Source organism: Pseudomonas sp. RA_15y_Pfl2_54 (assembly GCF_963971015.1).
Lineage (GTDB): Bacteria > Pseudomonadota > Gammaproteobacteria > Pseudomonadales > Pseudomonadaceae > Aquipseudomonas > Aquipseudomonas baetica_A.
Window position 1 is genome coordinate 1 of record NZ_CAXAPN010000060.1, and the last position, 18,518, is coordinate 18,518.

15 protein-coding genes and 2 pseudogenes are annotated in these 18,518 nt (G+C 59.3%); 9 read left to right on the top strand and 8 right to left on the bottom strand.

Annotated features, from left to right (window positions below; translation table 11 throughout):
• The first annotated feature begins 211 nt into the window (after positions 1–211).
• The 3 genes from AACY50_RS27780 to AACY50_RS27790 are packed head-to-tail and all read left to right on the top strand — an operon-like array spanning position 212 to position 3,777.
• Positions 212–871 carry a paraquat-inducible protein A gene (locus tag AACY50_RS27780; protein WP_339466742.1) on the top strand — a complete coding sequence of 220 codons (660 nt, stop codon included), beginning with the start codon at positions 212–214 and terminating at the stop codon, positions 869–871.
• Entirely contained in the window at positions 858–1,481 is a 624-nt protein-coding gene (locus AACY50_RS27785) for a paraquat-inducible protein A (protein ID WP_339539779.1), read from the top strand. The genes AACY50_RS27780 and AACY50_RS27785 overlap by 14 nt, the downstream gene beginning before the upstream one ends.
• Complete coding sequence (locus AACY50_RS27790) at positions 1,474–3,777, top strand: PqiB family protein (RefSeq protein WP_339496184.1); 2,304 nt, start codon at positions 1,474–1,476, stop codon at positions 3,775–3,777. Before AACY50_RS27785 ends, AACY50_RS27790 begins: the two co-directional genes overlap by 8 nt.
• Before the next feature lie 112 nt (positions 3,778–3,889).
• On the opposite strand, the gene mksF is transcribed toward AACY50_RS27790, so the two are convergent.
• The 3 genes from mksF to mksB are packed head-to-tail and all read right to left on the bottom strand — an operon-like array spanning position 3,890 to position 8,695.
• Positions 3,890–6,730: an Mks condensin complex protein MksF gene (mksF, locus tag AACY50_RS27795; protein WP_339434204.1), complete on the bottom strand. Its 2,841-nt coding sequence runs from the start codon at positions 6,728–6,730 to the stop codon at positions 3,890–3,892.
• Complete coding sequence (gene mksE, locus AACY50_RS27800) at positions 6,727–7,428, bottom strand: Mks condensin complex protein MksE (RefSeq protein ID WP_221731591.1); 702 nt, start codon at positions 7,426–7,428, stop codon at positions 6,727–6,729. The genes mksF and mksE overlap by 4 nt, the downstream gene beginning before the upstream one ends.
• A complete protein-coding gene (gene mksB / locus AACY50_RS27805) occupies positions 7,418–8,695 on the bottom strand; it encodes an Mks condensin complex protein MksB (protein WP_339434203.1) in 1,278 nt (425 codons plus the stop codon). Before mksB ends, mksE begins: the two co-directional genes overlap by 11 nt.
• A gap of 233 nt (positions 8,696–8,928) precedes the next feature.
• On the opposite strand from mksB, the gene AACY50_RS27810 reads away from it, so the two are divergent.
• Positions 8,929–9,675, top strand: a complete 747-nt coding sequence (locus tag AACY50_RS27810) for an energy transducer TonB (RefSeq protein ID WP_339434208.1) — start codon at positions 8,929–8,931, stop codon at positions 9,673–9,675.
• On the top strand, positions 9,668–10,120 hold the full coding sequence (gene rimI / locus AACY50_RS27815; RefSeq protein ID WP_339434202.1) for a ribosomal protein S18-alanine N-acetyltransferase: 453 nt from the start codon (positions 9,668–9,670) through the stop codon (positions 10,118–10,120). Before AACY50_RS27810 ends, rimI begins: the two co-directional genes overlap by 8 nt.
• A 101-nt stretch (positions 10,121–10,221) precedes the next feature.
• On the opposite strand, the gene AACY50_RS27820 is transcribed toward rimI, so the two are convergent.
• Positions 10,222–10,626: a serine kinase/phosphatase gene (locus tag AACY50_RS27820; protein ID WP_339466744.1), complete on the bottom strand. Its 405-nt coding sequence runs from the start codon at positions 10,624–10,626 to the stop codon at positions 10,222–10,224.
• Positions 10,627–10,777: 151 nt separating this feature from the next.
• Between AACY50_RS27820 and can the strand changes: the two genes are divergently transcribed.
• Entirely contained in the window at positions 10,778–11,422 is a 645-nt protein-coding gene (gene can / locus AACY50_RS27825) for a carbonate dehydratase (RefSeq protein WP_221731587.1), read from the top strand.
• A gap of 8 nt (positions 11,423–11,430) precedes the next feature.
• On the opposite strand, the gene AACY50_RS27830 is transcribed toward can, so the two are convergent.
• The 3 genes from AACY50_RS27830 to AACY50_RS27840 all read right to left on the bottom strand — a co-directional run bounded on the left by AACY50_RS27830 (position 11,431) and on the right by AACY50_RS27840 (position 15,126).
• Positions 11,431–11,955: an SET domain-containing protein-lysine N-methyltransferase gene (locus AACY50_RS27830; RefSeq protein ID WP_339539786.1), complete on the bottom strand. Its 525-nt coding sequence runs from the start codon at positions 11,953–11,955 to the stop codon at positions 11,431–11,433.
• A gap of 181 nt (positions 11,956–12,136) precedes the next feature.
• Positions 12,137–13,306, bottom strand: coding sequence for a hypothetical protein (locus tag AACY50_RS27835; RefSeq protein WP_339434199.1), 1,170 nt, complete (start codon positions 13,304–13,306; stop codon positions 12,137–12,139).
• Positions 13,307–13,425: 119 nt separating this feature from the next.
• Positions 13,426–15,126, bottom strand: coding sequence for an acid phosphatase (locus AACY50_RS27840; protein ID WP_339508529.1), 1,701 nt, complete (start codon positions 15,124–15,126; stop codon positions 13,426–13,428).
• A 465-nt stretch (positions 15,127–15,591) separates the two neighbouring features.
• On the opposite strand from AACY50_RS27840, the pseudogene AACY50_RS28915 reads away from it, so the two are divergent.
• The 3 genes and pseudogenes from AACY50_RS28915 to AACY50_RS27850 all read left to right on the top strand — a co-directional run.
• Positions 15,592–16,230, top strand: a pseudogene (locus AACY50_RS28915) (PAS domain-containing protein); the annotation flags it as partial.
• A 150-nt stretch (positions 16,231–16,380) separates the two neighbouring features.
• Positions 16,381–16,818 (top strand): annotated as a pseudogene (locus AACY50_RS28920) (methyl-accepting chemotaxis protein); the annotation flags it as partial.
• Positions 16,819–16,992: 174 nt separating this feature from the next.
• Positions 16,993–17,592, top strand: a complete 600-nt coding sequence (locus AACY50_RS27850) for a flavin reductase family protein (protein WP_339434196.1) — start codon at positions 16,993–16,995, stop codon at positions 17,590–17,592.
• Positions 17,593–17,685: 93 nt separating this feature from the next.
• Here the strand turns inward: AACY50_RS27850 and AACY50_RS27855 are convergent, their stop codons facing one another.
• Complete coding sequence (locus tag AACY50_RS27855; protein WP_339434195.1) at positions 17,686–18,054, bottom strand: DUF6124 family protein; 369 nt, start codon at positions 18,052–18,054, stop codon at positions 17,686–17,688.
• Positions 18,055–18,518 lie beyond the last annotated feature (464 nt).

Here is an 18,518-nt window from a genome sequence, read left to right on the forward strand (position 1 = left end):
TGAAACGATGCATCGCCGATGGTAGTGTGGGGTTTCCCCATGTGAGAGTAGGTCATCGTCAAGATTAAATTCCGAAACCCCAATTGCGAAAGCAGTTGGGGTTTTGTTTTGCCCGCAGGAAAGTTTTTGCTTAGGCAGCGAACAAAATTGCACAGTTATTTTCATATCAGAACACTAGAATAGCCCCACCTTTTTCGGAGCCAGAGCCTTTATGTCAGAGTCGGTTGACGCTTGCGGGCTGTCAGATTTACCGCTGGAAGACTTGGTGGCCTGTCACGAGTGCGACCTGCTGATGCGTAAGCCAAGACTTGCTCACGGCGAGAAAGCGCTCTGCCCACGCTGCGGTTACGAGCTATACGCCCACCGCCATAACGTGGTGCAGCGCAGCCTTGCCTTGGTCATCGCTGCACTGTTGCTCTACATACCCGCGAACTTTTTACCCATCATGCAGCTCAATCTACTCGGGCAGTCGTCTAACGACACCGTTTGGAGTGGCGTAGTCGGTCTGTTCGAGACCGACATGCAGGGCGTATCATTTGTTGTCTTCCTGTGCAGCATGGCAATTCCGTTACTCAAGTTACTGTGCCAGTTGATGGTATTGCTGACGATCCGCTTCAATGTCGGTCGCAGTTACGGCTTGCTGCTCTACCGCATTTATCATCACCTCAGAGACTGGGGAATGCTCGAGGTTTACCTCATGGGCGTACTGGTGGCGATCGTCAAACTGGCGGATATGGCGGCCATCACCGTTGGCCTCGGCCTGGTGTGTTTCATTGCTTTGTTGTTGGTACAGGTCTGGCTGGAAGTGGTGATGTCACCGCATCAGATCTGGCAGGCGTTATCTGGAGAGGATGCTCATGCGGGCGATTGATGCAGGCATTCTGATTTGCACCGAATGCCATGAGTTGAACAGGCAAGAGGCGGACACCAATGAGCAAACCTGCACCCGCTGCGGCGCGCGGGTTCATGCTCGTCGGCCGAACAGTCTGGCCCGAACCTGGGCTTTGTTGATCACGGCCGCGATTATCTATATCCCCGCAAATGTGTTGCCGATCATGACTGTCAGTTCTTTGGGGCAGGGTGATCCGAGCACCATCATGTCGGGCGTGATTCAGTTGGTGCAGCACGGAATGATTCCGATCGCTGCGGTGGTGTTCATCGCCAGTATTGTGGTGCCGACCTTCAAACTGGTCGGCATTGCATTGCTTCTGTTTTCGGTGCAACGACGTCAGCCGTTGTCAGCGCGCCAGCGTATCTGGATGTACCGTTTCATCGAGTTCATTGGCCGCTGGTCGATGCTCGATATTTTTGTGATCGCCATTCTCGTGGCGGTCGTCAACTTCGGCCGGCTTGCCAGTGTCGAAGCCAATCTTGGCGCCATCGCTTTCGCCACAGTGGTGATTCTGACGATGCTTGCGGCAGTAACTTTCGATCCCCGACTGATTTGGGATAACACGGAGTCGGACGACGACCATGACTGATTTGCCTGTAGCAAAAACCCGGCCGGCTTCGAACTGGTCTGCCATTTGGGTGTTGCCTCTGATCGCCCTGATCATCGGCGGCTGGCTTGGCTGGCGTGCCTACTCCGAAACCGGCATCGAGATTCAGGTGCGTTTCGAAAGCGGTGAAGGCATCCAGGCCAACAAGACCGAGGTCATGTACAAAGGCATGTCGGTTGGTAAGGTCAAGGCCCTCAAGCTTGACGATGAAGGCAACTCCAAAGGCGTGATCGCCACGATCGAGATGAACAAGGATGTTGAGCAATACCTCAAGACCAGCACCCGCTTCTGGTTGGTCAAGCCGAGCGTAACGCTGGCCGGTATCACCGGCCTGGAAACGCTGGTCTCAGGTAACTACGTCGCGATCAGTCCCGGCGAAGGCGAGCCTGAACGCAAGTTCAAGGCGCTGCCCGAAGAGCCTCCGCTGTCTGACGCCAAGCCCGGTTTGCATCTGACCATCAAGGCTGATCGACTCGGTTCGCTGAACCGCGGCAGCCCAGTGTTCTATAAGCAGATCAAGGTCGGTCAGGTCAAAAGCTACCTGCTCTCGGAAGATCAAAGTACCGTCGAACTCAAAGTCTTTATCGAGCCGACTTACGCCAAACTGGTGCGCAAACACACGCGTTTCTGGAACGCCAGCGGCATCAGCATCGACGCCAATCTGTCTGGGGTGAAAGTGCGCAGCGAATCGCTGGCCAGCATTGTCGCTGGCGGTATTGCCTTCGCCACACCGGAGAACCGCAAGGACAGTCCGCCGACTGACCCAAGCCTGCCGTTCCGTCTCTATGAGGATTTCGATGCGGCAGCCGCCGGGCTCCGGGTCAAGGTCAAACTCAGTGACTTCGAAGGCCTGCAGGCTGGACGCACGCCGGTTATGTACAAAGGCATCCAGGTTGGCAATCTGAAAGCGTTGAAAATCGACCCGGATCTGTCCAGTGCCACCGCGGAGCTGACGCTGGATCCGCTGGCCGAAGACTATCTGGTGGAGGGCACTCAATTCTGGGTGGTTAAACCGTCGATTTCCCTGGCGGGTATAACCGGGCTTGAAGCGCTGGTGAAAGGTAACTACATCGCCGTGCGCCCGGGCGACAAGGGCGGTACACCGAAACGTGAGTTCGAGGCTCGGCCGAAAGCGCCACCGCTGGATCTGCGTTCACCGGGCCTGCACTTGGTGCTCTTTACCGATACCCTGGGCTCGATCGAGGTCGGTAGCCCGATTCTGTATAAACAGGTCAAGGTCGGTTCAGTACAGAGTTATCAGTTCTCCAGAACCAGGAAGCAACTGGTGATCGGTGTTCACATCGAGAAGGAGTACGAAAATCTGGTCAACGCCTCGACCCGGTTCTGGAACGCCAGTGGCATTACGCTGACGGGCGGCTTGACCGGGGGGATTCAGGTTAAAAGTGAATCGTTGCAAAGCTTGATGGCCGGTGGCATCGCCTTTGAAACGCCAGTGGCCAAAGCACCGTTGCACAAACGTATTCCGCGCTTCCGTCTGTTCGCCAATCATGATGAAGCCAATCAGAAAGGCGCCGTGGTGACGATCAAGGTCGAGCGCGCTGATGGTTTGCGCAGTGGGACACCGGTTCGCTTCAAGGGGCTGGATGTCGGAAAAATCGAAAGCGTTGATCTGACCGACGATCTGCAAGCCGTTATCCTGACCGCGCGAATCACCGAAGTGCCAGAGAAGATCGCCCGCGTCGGTAGTCAGTTCTGGGTGGTAAAACCTGAACTGGGTCTGATCAAAACATCCAATCTGGAAACCCTGGTCACGGGCCAATACATCGAAGTGCAACCGGCCGCGAAGAACCTTGGCCCGCAGAAAAACTTCGTTGCACTGGCCGATCCACCGCAGGTGACCAAGCAAGAGGCGGGTCTGAGTCTGGTGTTGAGTGCTGCTCGCCGAGGTTCACTCAAGCCTGGTGTGCCGGTGACCTATCGTGAAATCACTGTGGGTAAGGTCACGGGTTACGAGCTGGGTCAGACGGCCGACCGGGTCTTGGTACACATTCTGATTGAGCCAAAGTATGCGCCTCTGGTGCGCAGCGGCAGTCGATTCTGGAACACCAGCGGGGTGGGCTTCGATATCGGCTTGTTCAAAGGTGTGACGGTACGCACGGAGTCGCTTGAGACGGTGATTCAGGGCGGGATTGCTTTCGCCACACCGGACGGTGAGCGGATGGGCAATCCGGCGCGTCCTGAGCAGACGTTCCCGTTGTTCGACAAGTTTGAGGATGAGTGGCTGACCTGGGCGCCGAAGATTTCGCTCGGTAAGTGATCAGGATTTGATCTGGCGTCTTGCCTGACAGTCACTACAAACCCCAAGCCATAAAAAAGGGCCGCGATCCAAACAGATCGCGGCCCTTTTTATTGCCTGGTGCTAAGGCCGATCAAACCGCATCCATCTGCGGTTCATCGGCTTCAACATTGAGGGTCGCCTTCACCACATCGTGACGTCGGATGTACTTCCAGTCCGCTTCGTCGATGTAGATACCGGCCGGGCCGCTGCCGCCTTCCAGGTCGATGGCGACACTGGCGCAGACTTGCGGCTTCACACTCGCCAGAATCGGCACGAAGCCCAGTTGCAGACTGGTTTCCAGCAGGGCGGCCTGGTTCTTCTCGTCGATGTCCGCCGCCTCGTCGAGGTAGTACGGCAGGCGCACGCGACCGGCCAGGTCACGATCCATCAAGTGCAGCAACAAGTACATGTTGGTCAGCGCCTTGATGGTCATGGTGGTGCCGTTGGAGGCCGCGCCGTCGATGTCGGTGTGGATCACCGGCTGACCGTTGACCTTGGTGATCTCGAACGCCAGTTCGAACAAATCCTTGAGGCCGAGCTGGTTGTGGTTCGCCGCCACCAGCCGCGCCAGGTATTCCTTGGCCTCTTCGTTCTTGTTGTCCTGCTCGGCGCTTTGGCTCAAGTCGAACACCGACAGCGTTTCGCCTTCTTCGTACTGACCGGCGCTGTGGATGATCTGGTCGATGTGCTTGAGCGCTTCCTTGTTCGGCGCCAGCACAATGCGGAAACTCTGCAGGTTGGAGACCTGACGCTTGTTGATCTCGCGGTTGAACAGTGCCAGTTGATGTTCGAGGCTGTCGTAGTCGCTGCGGATGTTGCGCAGGGTCCGGGCGATGTCGGTGACCGCCGCGCGACGGGCCTTGCCCAGGGTCAAGGCTTCGTCGGTACGGTGCGCGTAAGCGTTGATCAGCAGCGACAGACGTCGTTCCATGTCGTCTTCGCTGTCGAACTTGGCCACGCCTTTGAGGCGCACTTGTGCGTACAGCGCTTCGATCTGGCCATCGGCGCGCAGCAGGCCCTGCCAACTGTCCTGATAGTCGTTGAGCAGCGGCAACAGGTTGTCCATCGAATCGTCGACCGGATCCATGAACGGCGTACCGAACGGCAAGTCCGCCGGTAGCAACTGACGGCGACGCAGGGCGTCGTCGAGGGTGCGTTGCTTGGCTTCCATGTCAGCGATCTGCCGGCCCACCAATTGCAGCTTGGCCGACAGTTGCTGGACGCGCTCGGTGAACGCATCGCTGGAGCGCTTCAGTTCATCCTGCGCGCCTTCCATCTGTGCCAGTTGTTCGAGCTTGTCGCCTTCTTCGGCGCTCAGCGTCTGAGTGCGACGGAAGTCTTCCAGGGCTTTCTGCGCGTCCAGCACTTGCTGGTACAGCGCTTCGGTCTGGGTCTTGCTCGCGGCGCGGTCGGCGGCTACAGCCTGTTGAGTCTTGAGTTGCTTGAGCTCTTTTTCCAGACGCTCTTTCTGATCGCGCAGCGCGGCACGGTCGGCCAGTGCCTGCAGGGCCGGTGGCTCGATGTGCGAGATGTCGATCGACAGCCCCGGCACTTCGAAACGCTCGCCCTTGAAGCCATCAAGGATCAGCTCAACCGATTTGACCCACTCGCCATCCTCGTCGAGGGTGATGCCGTGTTCGCCCAGCGGCAGGCTGAACAGTGCGCTGTTGAACAGGCGCATCAAGCGCTCGACGTCCTGCTGCGAGAATTCTTCGCGCAGGCGCGCATAGCTGTTGTTGTCGGCGTGATCGAGTTGCTGCTTCACCGACTTCAGGCGTTTTTCCAGATCGCGCAGACGCTCTTCCAGATCCTCGGCACTGAACTGACGCGATTGCGCCAAGGCTCCGGCGAGTTCATCGTGAGCGTCTTTGGCCGCGAGCAGTTGCTGCTCCAGCACTTTGACGTCGTCGACCAGGGCAAAGCGATTCTTGAGCACCGACAGCTCGCCGAGCCAGCGCTGGATGCCGGAAATCTCCCGTTCCAGACGCATCAGCTCCTGGGTGCCGCCGCGCTGATCGTTTTGCAGGCTGTCCTGCTCGCCACGGTAGTGGTCGGCCTGAATAGTCAGTTCTTCTTTGCGCGCACTGGCGTAGTCCGACCAGGTGCCGAGCAACGAGTCGAGCAGCGGCGACAGGCGATGCAGTTTGCCGCGCAGTACGTCGCGCTGTTTCACGCCGTTGGCCAAGGCTTCGACCAATGGGCCAGCGGCGACCAGCGAGTTGTAGTCCTGTTCCATGCGGCGTACATCGCGGAACGCTTCTTCGCACGCCGCGATGTAATCGACGCTGCCGGAACGCAGGCTGTGTTCAAACGCGTCGAGGAACAGTTGCTTGAGTTTGGCCGCGGTGATTTCGCGCATGTGCAGCAAGTTGATGAACAGGGCGCGGAAGGTCTTCAGGCTCTGCTCGCTGGTGGAACGCAGCGGGATCAGGGTCAGGTCCAGCGGGATCGACGTGTGACCGCCGACCAGCAAGCGGCGCAGTTCATCGGGTTTGAGTTCGTAGGCTTTCAGGCCCTCGCGCTCAAGGTTGCTGAACAGCTCCTTCTGGCGCAGGCAGGTGTCGTCTTTCTGGTAATGGGCCAGATCGAGCTTGCCGGCGTAGGCAAAGAACTGATGACCGAAACCGCCGCCCGGGCCACGACCGACGACGCCGATGACGTGTGGGCCGTGGGGCAGGTTCACTTCGACGAGGATGTAGCTGGTGTCAGAGGCGAAGTAGAAGCGGCGCGATTGCTCCAGGCTGTACTTGCCGAAACTCATGTCCGACATGCGCGCCAGAATCGGGAACTGCAAGGCGTTGATCGACGCGGATTTACCGAGGTTGTTCGCGCCATAGACCGACAGCGGTTCTTCCAGCGGAAACAGGCCGAGGCTGTAACCGGCGGTGTTCAAAAGGGCAAAGCGGCGGATGCCGTAGCGTTCCTGGCTCATGCGTCGGACTCCTGTTCTTCGGCAATGGCACGGGCCAGTGCGTCTTCTTCGCTTTCTTCGTCAAATTCGCTGAGATCGAGCGGGTCGTCGGTTTCCAGCAGTTTGGCTTCGGCGGCTTCGTCGATCAGCACCGGCGCTGGCAGCGGCAATACGCTGTGTACGCTGGCCGCCAGATCGCGGTCTTGCTGCACCGACAGGCACACATCGAGGAACCGGTGCATCGGTGGCAGGAAGCGATAGACGCCGTTTTCTTCGCCGGCGAAACCGAGCTGAGTCATGCGGCGCATGATTTTTTCTTCCAGCTCTTCAACCGTCTGCACTTCAGCCTGAATGAACAGGTCGCGGTATTTTTCCAGCAGCGACGGCAACTCTTCGCGGCCAAGGCTGCCGCCGTCGAGCACGGCAATCGGGTCGCGGCCCTGATCGGCCAGATGCTCGACGAGGATGAAGGTGAACAGCGCCAGACGCTGAGCCGTCTTGTTCACCGCCGCAGCGGCCATGTCCGGCACAAAGTAGTAGAAACCACGGGTGTCGCAGACCAGTTCAAAGCCCAGCGCCTTGAACAGCGTGCGGTACTGGTCCTGGAAGTTCGACAGTTGTGCGTACAGTTCCGGGTCGCGGCGGCTGACGTGGTAGCCCTTGAACAGTTCGCGGAAGATCGGCGCCAGTTGGGACAGTTCGGAGAGATCAAGATGCATTGGGGATGCTCGCAGAATCCTCGGCGGCGGGGTCGCGGGCCGAGAGCAGGGCGAAGGAGCGCAGGCTGACCTGGTGCTCGTGAGTGTGGTATTCGCGGCGTTCCAGACGCTCGCGCTTGAAGCGTTTTTCCCGCGACAGACGCGAGAACCAGTAGAGCAATTCGTCGGTGGCGCCGTCCGGCTCCTGCTCCAGCAGCCAGGTCATCAGATCCGGCATCGGCAAGGCTTCTTCGCAGCGGTCGACCATCTCGCGCACGGTGCGGGGCGCGCGTGGGGCTTCGCCTTTCTGGGTCTTGTGTGCCTTGGGGAAACGCGCCGGTTTTGGCTCGAAACGCGCCAACGCATAGACGTAGGCTTCGACCTGACTGGCGCTGCCGAGGAAGGTGCTTTGCGGGCGGGTGAACAGCGGCATCGCGGCTTGCGGCACAGCGTCGATGCCTTTACGGCGAATGGCCGCCAGGGCCAGCGCGGCACCACGGGTCACGGCGTTATGTCGACGGGCTTCTTCACGCAACGGCAGCAGCAGTTCCCGGGCATGACGCAGGGTCAACTGGGCGCTGGTCTGCATTTCGAGGATGCGCGCGTGGGTGCGCAGCAGCATATCGTCGTCGACCAGATGGCCGAGGCGCTGCTGTTCGCTGAGCATCTTCAGCAACACGGTTTCGACCTTGCGCACGCCTTGTTCGAAGGCGCCGTCGGCGTTCACCAGGTCGATCATCGGCTCGACGTATTCGTCCCACGTTGCCAATACTTCGGCATAACGCTGACGCAACGGAATCTGACGATCGCTGGTTTTGGCTCGTTCGGCCACGGCCACCAGCGCTTGCTCGTCGTTATCGAGTTTTTTCAGGACGTCGCGCACGCGCATGTCGAGCAAGCGCAATTGGCGGGCGAGGTCGTTGCCATCACGGATGTCGAACGCGTCCTGGATGTAACCGGCCAGACGTTCGAGGTGACGCAGATAGGCTTCGATCTCCAGGCACAGGCCCAGACGGTGCTCACGGCGCAGGTAGGCGAGAAAGTCGTGAATCTGTGCGTTGAGCTCGAAACGATTCGGGCTTTTCGCCACAGGCACCAGAATGTCGAGGCGAATCCACACGTCGAGCAGGCTGGTAATGTCCTGCGGCGTGCTGTCCAGTTGTTGGGCGGCCAGTTGCGTGCGCAGTTCGTTGAGGCTCAGGGTGCCTTGGTCGAAGTGCTCGCACAGTGGCTCCAGAAGTGCCCAGTGTTCAGCGAGGGCGCGCAAGACGCGCTTGGGTTCGATCATCGGAATGGCCGGCTGGTTGGCGATTAAAAGCCGCGATTGTACTGCATCACGAAGGATGCGATTCACTCTCGGGACGGGCTGTCGCATTTTCGAAGGTAGAGAGCTCAGGCCAAGGCTATCGATCAACAGCAAGCGATCTTGAGCGAAGGGCGGTAGAATCGGCACACTTTCAGTTATCCACAAGTGGCCGACCCTTGCTTATCGAGTCCCGCCGCCGCGCCTATTTGAACGCCATGCAGGTGGTCAACTGGCTGCCGCGCACCGAACTGCCTTTCGCCGCCCCCTCGCGCCCCGAGCTGCTGGACATGCCCGAGCCTGAGATTGAGGTGTCGGTGGTGCTGGCTCCAGAGGCCGAAGCCCCGGTGCAACCGGCCGTGCGCCCCACCGAACGGCCGAAAATCGAAGTGCCGCGCCCTTCACTGGCGAGCACCCGAACCAATGCCAAACCGGTGGAAGAGGTCGACGACACCCCGGTGGTCGCCAAACCGGCGCCGGTTCCGCCACCGCGTTTCGCCCTGCAATTGCTGCGTGCCGGTCGCTGCCTGCTGTTGGTGGAGTTACCCACAGGGGAGCCGTTCCAGAGTCGCGACCCTGCGTATCTGCTGCTTAAAGACATGCTGCGCGCTGCCGGGCTGCCGGATGCGCCGCAGATCGTCGGCGAGCCGGTACGCTGGCCGTGGTTGAACCGCGGCACCCTGGATCAGGGCCCGGACGCGGCGCGTGACTTTGTGCAGGGTTTCCTCTCGGTGCAAATGGAAGCAGCGCCGTGTGCCTGCCTGTGGCTGATCGGCCTGCCGGCGGTGCGTTTTGCCGGTGAAGCGGACGCCGAAGCGTTCAATCGTGAATTGCAGATCGAAGGTCTGGGCTCGGCCTGGGCCATTCCGGGTCTGGAATTATTAATGGAAGAGCCACAGCGCAAGGCCGCTGTTTGGCAAGCCATGCGTCGGCTGATGGCGCGCTGGAAAGAATCGAATGAGTGACGCTGTAACGTTCCGCCCGATGATCGAGGCGGACCTGGATGCTGTGCTGAAGATAGAGTTCGCGGCCTACAGCCATCCGTGGACCCGCGGGATTTTTCTCGATGGCCTGGGCAAATACCAGATCTGGCTGATGTTCGAAGGTCAGCAACAGGTCGGTCATGGGGTGGTGCAGATCATTCTGGATGAGGCGCATCTGCTGAACATCACGGTCAAACCGGAGAATCAGGGCCGCGGGCTGGGCCTTGCGTTGCTTGAGTACCTGATGTCGCGGGCGTATGCGGCGTCTGCCCGAGAATGCTTCCTGGAAGTGCGCGACAGTAATCGGTCGGCGTTCAGGCTGTATGAGCGCTACGGCTTCAATGAGATTGGCCGGCGTCGGGATTACTACCCGGCGGTGGGCGGGCGTGAAGATGCTGTGGTCATGGCCTGCACTCTGGTTGACTGATCTTTTTTAAAAGCTTCGCGAGCAAGCCCGCTCCCACAGGAATAAGCATTTGAGTGTGGGAGCGGGCTTGCTCGCGAAGGCGTTCTGTCAGACGCCACCGATCAGCGGTTGCCGTCCAGCGGATCACGCCGCGCCAGTTCCGCCTCATCCAGGCCATTGCCGCCACCGATATCGTCCTCATCAACGACGCTCAAATCCCAGTCAGCCTGATGATCCTCGCCCATTTCGTCGGCGTCCCGGGCACCGTCCTCGTGGATGAGTGTTTCCGGGTTCATGTCATCGTCTGTCGGTTCATGATCAGCGACTGAAGCGCCCGTCATGCCGGCTTCACGCACGCGGTCCTCTGGCATCAGTTGCTGGCGTTCGCGCTCGGGCAACGCCTCACCAATCTTCGCGCTGGGCTGCTCGTCGTCGAAATCCAGTTCATGCACCGAACCCATGCGGTCTTCGTTATCATCGATGGGTTCCGGTTGCACCGCGTCAAAAGGGCGTCGTGAATCAGTCATGGCAATTCCTCATACTGTGGGCCTTACTGGGTGGACACACCGGGCACGGGAGAAATTCCAAGAAAATACTCCCGCGTTATCTATCGCGTATCCGTGACCTCGACGGACGGTCGTCTGTCATACCTGCGCATCTTTCTTGAGGCCTTACAGCATGCACGACTTACAGAATCTGATTGATAACAACGAGCGTTGGGCTGACGCGATCACCAAGGAAGACCCGGATTTCTTCGCCAAACTGGCGCGCCAGCAAACGCCTGAATATCTTTGGATCGGCTGCTCCGACGCACGAGTACCGGCCAATGAAATCGTCGGCATGCTGCCGGGGGACCTGTTCGTTCACCGCAACGTGGCCAACGTGGTGCTGCACACCGATCTCAACTGTCTGTCGGTGATCCAGTACGCGGTCGACGTGCTCAAGGTCAAACACATCCTTGTCACCGGCCACTACGGCTGCGGCGGTGTGCGGGCGTCGATGCAGGATGGCCAGCTCGGCCTGATCGATGGCTGGCTGCGTTCGATTCGCGACCTGTATTACGACAAGCGCGATGAGCTGGCGAAATTGCCGACCGAAGAAGAGCGCGTCGATCGCCTGTGCGAACTCAACGTGATCCAGCAAGTCGCCAACGTCGGCCATACCAGCATTGTCCAGAATGCCTGGCATCGCGGGCAGAGCCTGTCGATCCACGGTTGCATCTACGGCATCAAGGACGGTCGCTGGAAAAGCCTGGACACGACCATCAGTGGTTTCGAGCAGTTGCCGCCGCAGTACCGTTTACGTCCGATCGGCGCGTTGTAATCCGCTGATCAACGTGAGCGGGCATTTCGCCAGCGCTGCAAAAAGTGCTGGCCTTCGCGGTTGGGTGGTTCGTTGTAACCCGTGATCCAGCCGCGACAACGTGGGGAACCACAGTGGCAGGCGAACTGGCGCGGCAGTGTGTCTTCCGTGGCGGCGTGGTCCATGGTCAGCCGCTCGCCGCTGTGGATATCTTTTAATGCCCACAGCCATAACTCAGTCATGTCCAGAAACACGTTCGGGTCGCAAGAGTGTTCCAGTAGCCCGCAAAAGCGCGGGTCGTAAATGTGGATGCCCTCCATCAGTTGGCGGGTTTGCCGGCAGCGGTAGGGCAGCAATTGCCCCGAGACCCGGCACATTCGGCTGATACGCATGAATTCACGGCGTGCGACGACTGCCGTGGGCGTGCCGTGTTCATCGTGGACGATGGTGTAGTCGGCGCTGGATGGAAAACCCAGACGCACGGGCAGCCCGGCAAACGGGTAGATGCCTTCGGTATCAGGTGGACGGGGTTTTGCGCGGGCTTGAGTGTTCATAACCATCCTTGACCGAAAAAATTGCGACTCCCTTGCACCGGCGTCCTGCCGGCTCAGCAACATGGCTATTTGGATCCAATATTGTCTTGAAAGGTATAGCCCGTCTACTGTCAGATATGACAGGCGATAAAGACGCTTTCCCGCGTCAGTCATCACTGACGCGGGAATGGCACGGGCGTGGTTACAGGTGCGGAGCGGGGACGGTGGCGGCAGGCGGGGTTTTAAGCTGTTGCAGTTGCGCCTTGATCGGCGGGGTAGCGCACTGGGCAGTGGCTTGTTCCGGCGTCATGTCGCGGATCGAGGTGTAGAACAACTCGCAGGTTTTGACTTTCTGCGTCACCTGCCAGGTCTGGGTGCAACTGTTGAGTAAGGTCTGTGGATTACTCCCCGGTTTGCTACCCATCCCGGCCTGCCAGCAGGCGGCGCTCAAATCCTGTCCCATGACTTTAAGGCCTGCTGCGTCAGCCTTGGCTTGTGCATCATCGCCGGTATAGCTCTTGGGATCGGCGGCGTACCAGATGTAACTCGGGTGGTTCGAACCGAGCACTGGCACATTCACGCCTGCGCTCGGGGTGATGGTCGCCAGCCCCAGCACGCCAACCGTCGGCCCATACTGCTGCTTGATCCAGTTGCGCACCGGAGCGCCGAAAGCGACCATCGGCAGCGTTGTGCCGCTGGCGGTCTGACTGAACTGCTTGACCAGTGTGGTCTGGTAGTCCTTGAAGTAGTCATACACGCCTTCCAGGTCACTGCCAGCGTTGGACGGCGCTGCGATCGGGGCGATGTCGATGATGGTCTGGTAGGCCGGCGTCTGATCGGCGGGAATGCCATTGACCGTCAACAGCGTTGCCCAGCGGTCGGTGGTGTTCGAGCGCAGATAGTCCTGTGCCTGAGTCAGTGAATAATCCGGCGGGAAGTGCAGCAGCTCGACACTTTTGCGATTTTCCAGGGCCATGCCCAGCGGCAGGAACAGGTACCAGCTATAGGCCCATTTGCCGTCTGCGTTGAGCTTGCTGGCGCCGGTATAGGCCAGATCGCCAGCATCGAGCAGCGCTGACAGCGGTTTATCGTAGTCTTTTGGCACCCCAGTGATTTCGGCGTAGAGCTGGCCGTTATCGGTTTTGACCAAGACTTTTGCATCGGTATAACCGTCGCGTTGCACGCTTTGGCTCAAATAGTGGGCGACAGTCTGCTCCAGCGACCAATTGCGAAAGCAGATCACGCTGCAATTGTTGGGGTAGGCGAAGAGGCGGGTAACGCGCTCGGTGCTGCCCAGTTTCAGGTCGGCATCGGCGTGGGCCGCCGCGCTCAGCGTGAGCGCGGCGAGGGTGAGTCCTGCGAGTTTGAACATGCTCAGATCCTTTTCAGCGTGGTTTCCCCGAGAGTCGGGGGCGCCTCATATTGGATCAGTCGCGTGATGTAGAGAAGCCGTCATCCGCAGTTTTTTGCAGCGTGTTGCAGGACTGGCACTCAGGCCTGAAAGTGCAGGGCGTTGGTCAAATCGCCCATGGGTTCCTGACCGCGGGCGATCATCGCGTCGTCACGCTGTTTGAGGCCGTCGAGCGTTTCCAGTTGGAAGACGCGGGTGATCAGCCGCAGGATCGACGCCGTGTCATAGACCGTGTGATCCACCGTGCCCTTGCGCGCGAACGGCGACACCACGAGGGCGGGGACCCGCGAACCTGGCCCCCAGCGGTCGCCCTTGGGCGGCGCAACGTGATCCCACCAGCCACCGTTTTCATCGACGGTGACGATAACCACCATGTTTTTCCACTGGGGGCTTTGGCGAAGCACTTTCAGGGCACGCACGATGTGCCGGTCACCGGACGCCACGTCGGCATAACCGGCGTGCATGTTCAGGTTGCCTTGAGGTTTATAGAAACTCACCGCCGGCAACTTGCCGGCCTCGGCGTCGGCGAAGAACTTGTTGGTACTCGACTCGTCGCCCAAACCGGCATCGCGCAAGCGTTTGTTGCGCTCGTCCGGGTTTTGCGGGCCTTGCTGCTTGAAGTAGTTGAACGGCTGGTGGTGATACTGAAAGTTGGGGATTTTTGGAATGCCACCGGAGTCCTTGTATTGCTCCAGCGTCGCCTGCCATGCCCCGGCGTACCAGGCCCAGTCGACGTTCTTTTTCGACAGTTTGTCGCCGATGTGTTCGTGGGTCTGGGGCACCATGACGTTTGGCAGATCCGCTTTTGCGTACGCTGGGCGCTCCGGGTCGCGAATCCACGTTGGCCAATAGGGCGGGGCAAGCGTATTGACGCCAAAACCGTCCGGCGTCAATGCGCTCGGGCCGAACTGCGGTGGCCCGGTCATGGCGCTGGCCGGTGATTGCTCCAGCGGCTTGAGACGCGGATCGGCCGGATCGTCGCTTTGCAGGGCGGCGATTTGGCTCTTGGCCACCGAGTGGGCCGCGTCCGGATAGAACGGTGCGGTGGCGCTGATCAGATACTGGTGGTTGAGGAACGAACCACCGAAGGCACCCTGAAAGAAGTTGTCGCACAGCACGAATTCCTGCGCGACGTCCCACAGACGCAGGGAATAACGGCTTTGGGCATAGTGGCCCATGGTCAAGCCACCGGAGTCGGCCCACGCCACAAAACCGTCGTTCTTGCCGCCGTTGATCTGCATCTGGTTCTGATAAAACACATGCCACAAGTCGCGAGTCACCAGCCCGAACGGCAAGTCCTCGCCGTTCGGGCCTTTGAGGGCGAACGGTGCGTTGGGCAGGTTTTGCTGAAACTGCGTGGCGCTGGGGTAGGTCACGCCATCCAGCGTTTGCGGGCCGACCTGCAACACGCCACCCCAGACCTGGGGCAGGGTTTGCAGCAGACTGCCGTCGCGGTCGCGTTGTTGATAATCGGCAGGCTTGAGCGCTGACAACGGTTTTTCCACGCCGGGGAAATCGCCGAACAGGTTATTGAAACTACGGTTCTCGGCGTAGATGACCACGACTGTTTTCACTTGATCGCGCAGGGCCTTGTCCAGTTCAGCCGGGGACAGTGGGCGTTCGGCCGGTTTGCCAGGCTGATCGCCGGCATGACTGCACCCGGCCAGTGTTGCGCCAACGCCCAGCACCGCGACGCCGCCGAGAAAGCGGCGGCGACTGGTGTCGGTGGGATTGTCGGATTCTGGCGAGGAGGGGTCTTTGTCGTTTGTCTCGTCGTTCATATCGCGCCCGTTTTGCTTAAATGTTTCAGTATGTTTCTGCCGGACGCTAGCAAGCGGATGTGACGGTTGGGTTACGACCTGGAGGTCGCTGAGAAACTGATGATGGCGCTACCGTGCCTGCTGATCGGGGTTGGTCGGTCTGATGCCGATCTGCGTCATGTTCTGCGCGGTATTGGGCGCGGAAAGCGTTTTGAGCGCTGCGTATTTAGGCCTCTGGGGTGCCGCGCACGGACCAATGTCAGGTGGCGGGAAATGCCTGATTCGGCGTGCATGAAGTATTTTTGACTGGGCAGTCTCAAGCGCTCTTCAGAAAAGCGTTCCAAGGCCGATGGTTAGGCTGTACACCGCCTCTCAACCTATCCATCGGTGCTTTCCATGTTCAACAAACGCTTGAAGCAAGAGCTGGCTGCTCTTCGTGAAGAACTCTCCAGCCTTAAGCAAGTGAAGGAAAGTCTGGATAGCGAGATGCTGGTGCTGACCCTTGAACCGGACGGACGGATTCAATCGGTCAACCAGAACTTCCTCAATGAGATGCTCTACAAGAGCCACGACCTGATTGGCCGCGCGATTGAAGACATCGTACCGGCTCACGTCAAATCCGACGAATTCCACCAGCGCTTCAAGAACGCCATGGCCCGTGGCGAGCATTTCGCCGGTGCCGTGCGCCTGTTGCGTGGCAATGGCAACGAGGCCTGGTTGCGTTCGATCGTGCAGCCTGTGCGCTCCTCCGATGGGCGGATCCGGCACATCTCGATCTACTCCAGCGACCTGACCCGCACCATTGAAGCGTCCCGCGAGCACGAAAACCTGATCGGCGCACTGGTACGTTCCACGGCACTGATCGAGTTTGATCTCAACGGTAACGTACTCAATGCCAACGAGCGCTTCCTCAGCAGCATGGGTTACAGCCTGGCGCAGATCAAAGGCAAGCATCACCGCATGTTCTGTACTCCGGAGGAATACAACAGCGCCGAATATCAGAACTTCTGGCATCGCCTGAACAGCGGTGAGTTTGTCGCCAAACGTTTCAAACGGGTCGACAGCCATGGTCGTACGGTTTGGCTGGAGGCTTCCTACAACCCGGTGGTCGATGCCAACAACAAACTGTACAAAGTGGTGAAATTCGCCACGGTGATCACTGAGCAGGTCAACCGCGAACAAGCCGTCGCCGACGCCGCCAGCATTGCCTACAGCACCTCGCAACAAACCGACAGCACTGCGCAGCGTGGCACCACCGTGGTGACCGAAGCGGTGAATGTGATGCGTGACTTGTCGCGGCACATGCAGACAGCCAGCGAAGGCATCGAAGCACTGAACGAACAATCGCAAGTGATCGGCTCCATCGTCAAAACCATCAGCGGGATTGCCGAACAGACCAACCTGCTGGCACTCAACGCCGCCATTGAAGCGGCCCGTGCGGGGGAGCAGGGGCGCGGCTTTGCGGTGGTGGCCGATGAAGTGCGACAACTGGCTTCACGTACCAGTCAGGCGACCGAGGAAATCGTCGGCGTGGTACGGCAGAACCAGGACATGGCGCGCAACGCCGTCGCTCTGATGACCGACGGTAAGTTGCAGGCCGAACAAGGGCTGGCGCTGGCGGCGGAGGCGGGCACGGTGATTGTCGAAATCCAGGACGGCGCGCAGAAAGTGGTCGATGCGGTCGGTCAGTTTGCCAATCAATTGTCCAACTGATCGGACTAACCCTCCCACCTGTGGGCGAGCTTGCTCGCGAAGAGGCCGTTACATTCAGTATTGATGTCGACAGGCCTGACGTCTTCGCGAGCAATCTCCCACATGTTGTTTCATCGCCACTGCTTTCTGTGCGCTGGCGCTACAATCTGTTCCTTTTCCCCGGAGCAGATCCCCATGAGCGCCGCCCACCGCCGCCCGGTACCCCTGAACAAAGCCTACCGATTGCTCAATCACGGGCCGACCGTGCTGGTCAGCGCAGCCCATGATGGCCAACGCAACATCATGGCCGCCGCGTGGGCGATGCCGCTGGATTTCGAACCGCCGAAAGTCGCGGTCGTGCTCGACAAGTCCACCTGGACCCGTCAATTGCTCGAAGCCTCCGGCACCTTCGTCCTCAACGTGCCGTGCGCCAATCAGGCCGACATTGTGCAAACCGTCGGTAACACGTCGGGGCTGGAAATCACTCAAAACCAAGGGCAGGACAAGTTTCAGGCGTATGGCTTGCAGACCTTCAGTGGTGAACAAGTCGACGCGCCATTGCTCGACGGTTGCGTCGCCTGGCTCGAATGCCGCTTGTTGCCCGAACCGCGCAATCACGAACAGTACGATTTGTTTCTAGCCGAAGTCATCGCCGCCCATGCCGACGAACGCGTGTTCAGTGAGGGGCGCTGGCATTTCGACGGGCAGGATGGTTTGCGCACGCTGCACCATGTGGCGGGCGGGCATTTCCTGACGATTGGTGATCCGGTGGATGGCAAGACGCTTTCGGTTTGAATGGCCGCTTCGTGGTTGCTATTTGACCTTTGGCCGCCAGAAATAAAAATCCGATGCCTGTACGGGCATCGGATTTTTTATGCGCCGCCGTACTTACGCCGTCGGCTGAACGTTATCCAGTGCCTGATTCACCGCCAGCTCACTCAGCATGACGATTTGCGCGATGCCCAGCGCGGTCTTGCGGTGTGAGGTATCAAGCATGGCGGCGAAGTTGTTGAGCATCTCGGTGACCGAACCCAACGTTTCGCTGGCATTGGCCAGCAGGGACTCGGTGTCATACGCCGGGTTGGCGAGGTACATCGGTTCGTAGGGGCGATTGGACGCCATGAGGTGAGCGGTCGGTTTGAGGTAGTGGTCGAGGGCGCGGTCTGCCGCTTCGTGGAGTTTTTTGCTGTCGATGGAGGCGTAGGGGGAGGTTGGGTCGGTGTTTGTTTCGGGGGGATTGGGTGTTGGTTTTTTCATGGTGTTCTCCGATCAGGATTGGAGCTGGCCGATTCGGTTTCCGAACGAATAGGTGGCAGCTGTGCGCAGGTTGGAAACCCGGGGAACGGAGAACCCGGTTGACCCGAAGGTCTCCCACGCACAGCCGCCATAACGGAGTGCACACCATGAAGGTGCGCAAGGATACGTTATGAAAGGAGCTTGTGCGCTCGGTTCTACTCGGGGTTTCCAATCCCGGTCGCTGAATTGGCAGCGACGAGCACAGCCTAGAGACCGGACGTCCGACGGACAACCTGAAAACCTTGTGGGACGGTTCTGTATTTTTCCCTCAGTTGTTAAACATCCCGAATTGAAATACTGTGGTGGTCAACTAATTCCGGACACCTCGATAGGTGGTTTCGATGCCATCGCCCGCTCGTAAACGGTCGGCGGCAGATACCCCAGTTTTGAGTGCAGCCGTTCGTTGTTGTAAAACCCAACGATGT

Excerpts from the sequence above, each read along its gene's own strand:
- can (WP_221731587.1), top strand. The coding sequence starts at position 10,778 with ATGCACGACTTACAGAATCTGATTGATAACAACGAGCGTTGGGCTGAC.
- AACY50_RS27810 (WP_339434208.1), top strand. The coding sequence starts at position 8,929 with ATGCAGGTGGTCAACTGGCTGCCGCGCACCGAACTGCCTTTCGCCGCC.
- mksF (WP_339434204.1), bottom strand. The coding sequence starts at position 6,730 with ATGAGCCAGGAACGCTACGGCATCCGCCGCTTTGCCCTTTTGAACACC.
- mksE (WP_221731591.1), bottom strand. The coding sequence starts at position 7,428 with ATGCATCTTGATCTCTCCGAACTGTCCCAACTGGCGCCGATCTTCCGC.
- AACY50_RS27790 (WP_339496184.1), top strand. The coding sequence starts at position 1,474 with ATGACTGATTTGCCTGTAGCAAAAACCCGGCCGGCTTCGAACTGGTCT.
- rimI (WP_339434202.1), top strand. The coding sequence starts at position 9,668 with ATGAGTGACGCTGTAACGTTCCGCCCGATGATCGAGGCGGACCTGGAT.
- AACY50_RS27780 (WP_339466742.1), top strand. The coding sequence starts at position 212 with ATGTCAGAGTCGGTTGACGCTTGCGGGCTGTCAGATTTACCGCTGGAA.
- AACY50_RS27820 (WP_339466744.1), bottom strand. The coding sequence starts at position 10,626 with ATGACTGATTCACGACGCCCTTTTGACGCGGTGCAACCGGAACCCATC.
- AACY50_RS27785 (WP_339539779.1), top strand. The coding sequence starts at position 858 with ATGCGGGCGATTGATGCAGGCATTCTGATTTGCACCGAATGCCATGAG.
- AACY50_RS27830 (WP_339539786.1), bottom strand. The coding sequence starts at position 11,955 with ATGAACACTCAAGCCCGCGCAAAACCCCGTCCACCTGATACCGAAGGC.
- AACY50_RS27835 (WP_339434199.1), bottom strand. The coding sequence starts at position 13,306 with ATGTTCAAACTCGCAGGACTCACCCTCGCCGCGCTCACGCTGAGCGCG.
- AACY50_RS27840 (WP_339508529.1), bottom strand. The coding sequence starts at position 15,126 with ATGAACGACGAGACAAACGACAAAGACCCCTCCTCGCCAGAATCCGAC.
- mksB (WP_339434203.1), bottom strand. The coding sequence starts at position 8,695 with ATGATCGAACCCAAGCGCGTCTTGCGCGCCCTCGCTGAACACTGGGCA.
- AACY50_RS27855 (WP_339434195.1), bottom strand. The coding sequence starts at position 18,054 with ATGAAAAAACCAACACCCAATCCCCCCGAAACAAACACCGACCCAACC.
- AACY50_RS27850 (WP_339434196.1), top strand. The coding sequence starts at position 16,993 with ATGAGCGCCGCCCACCGCCGCCCGGTACCCCTGAACAAAGCCTACCGA.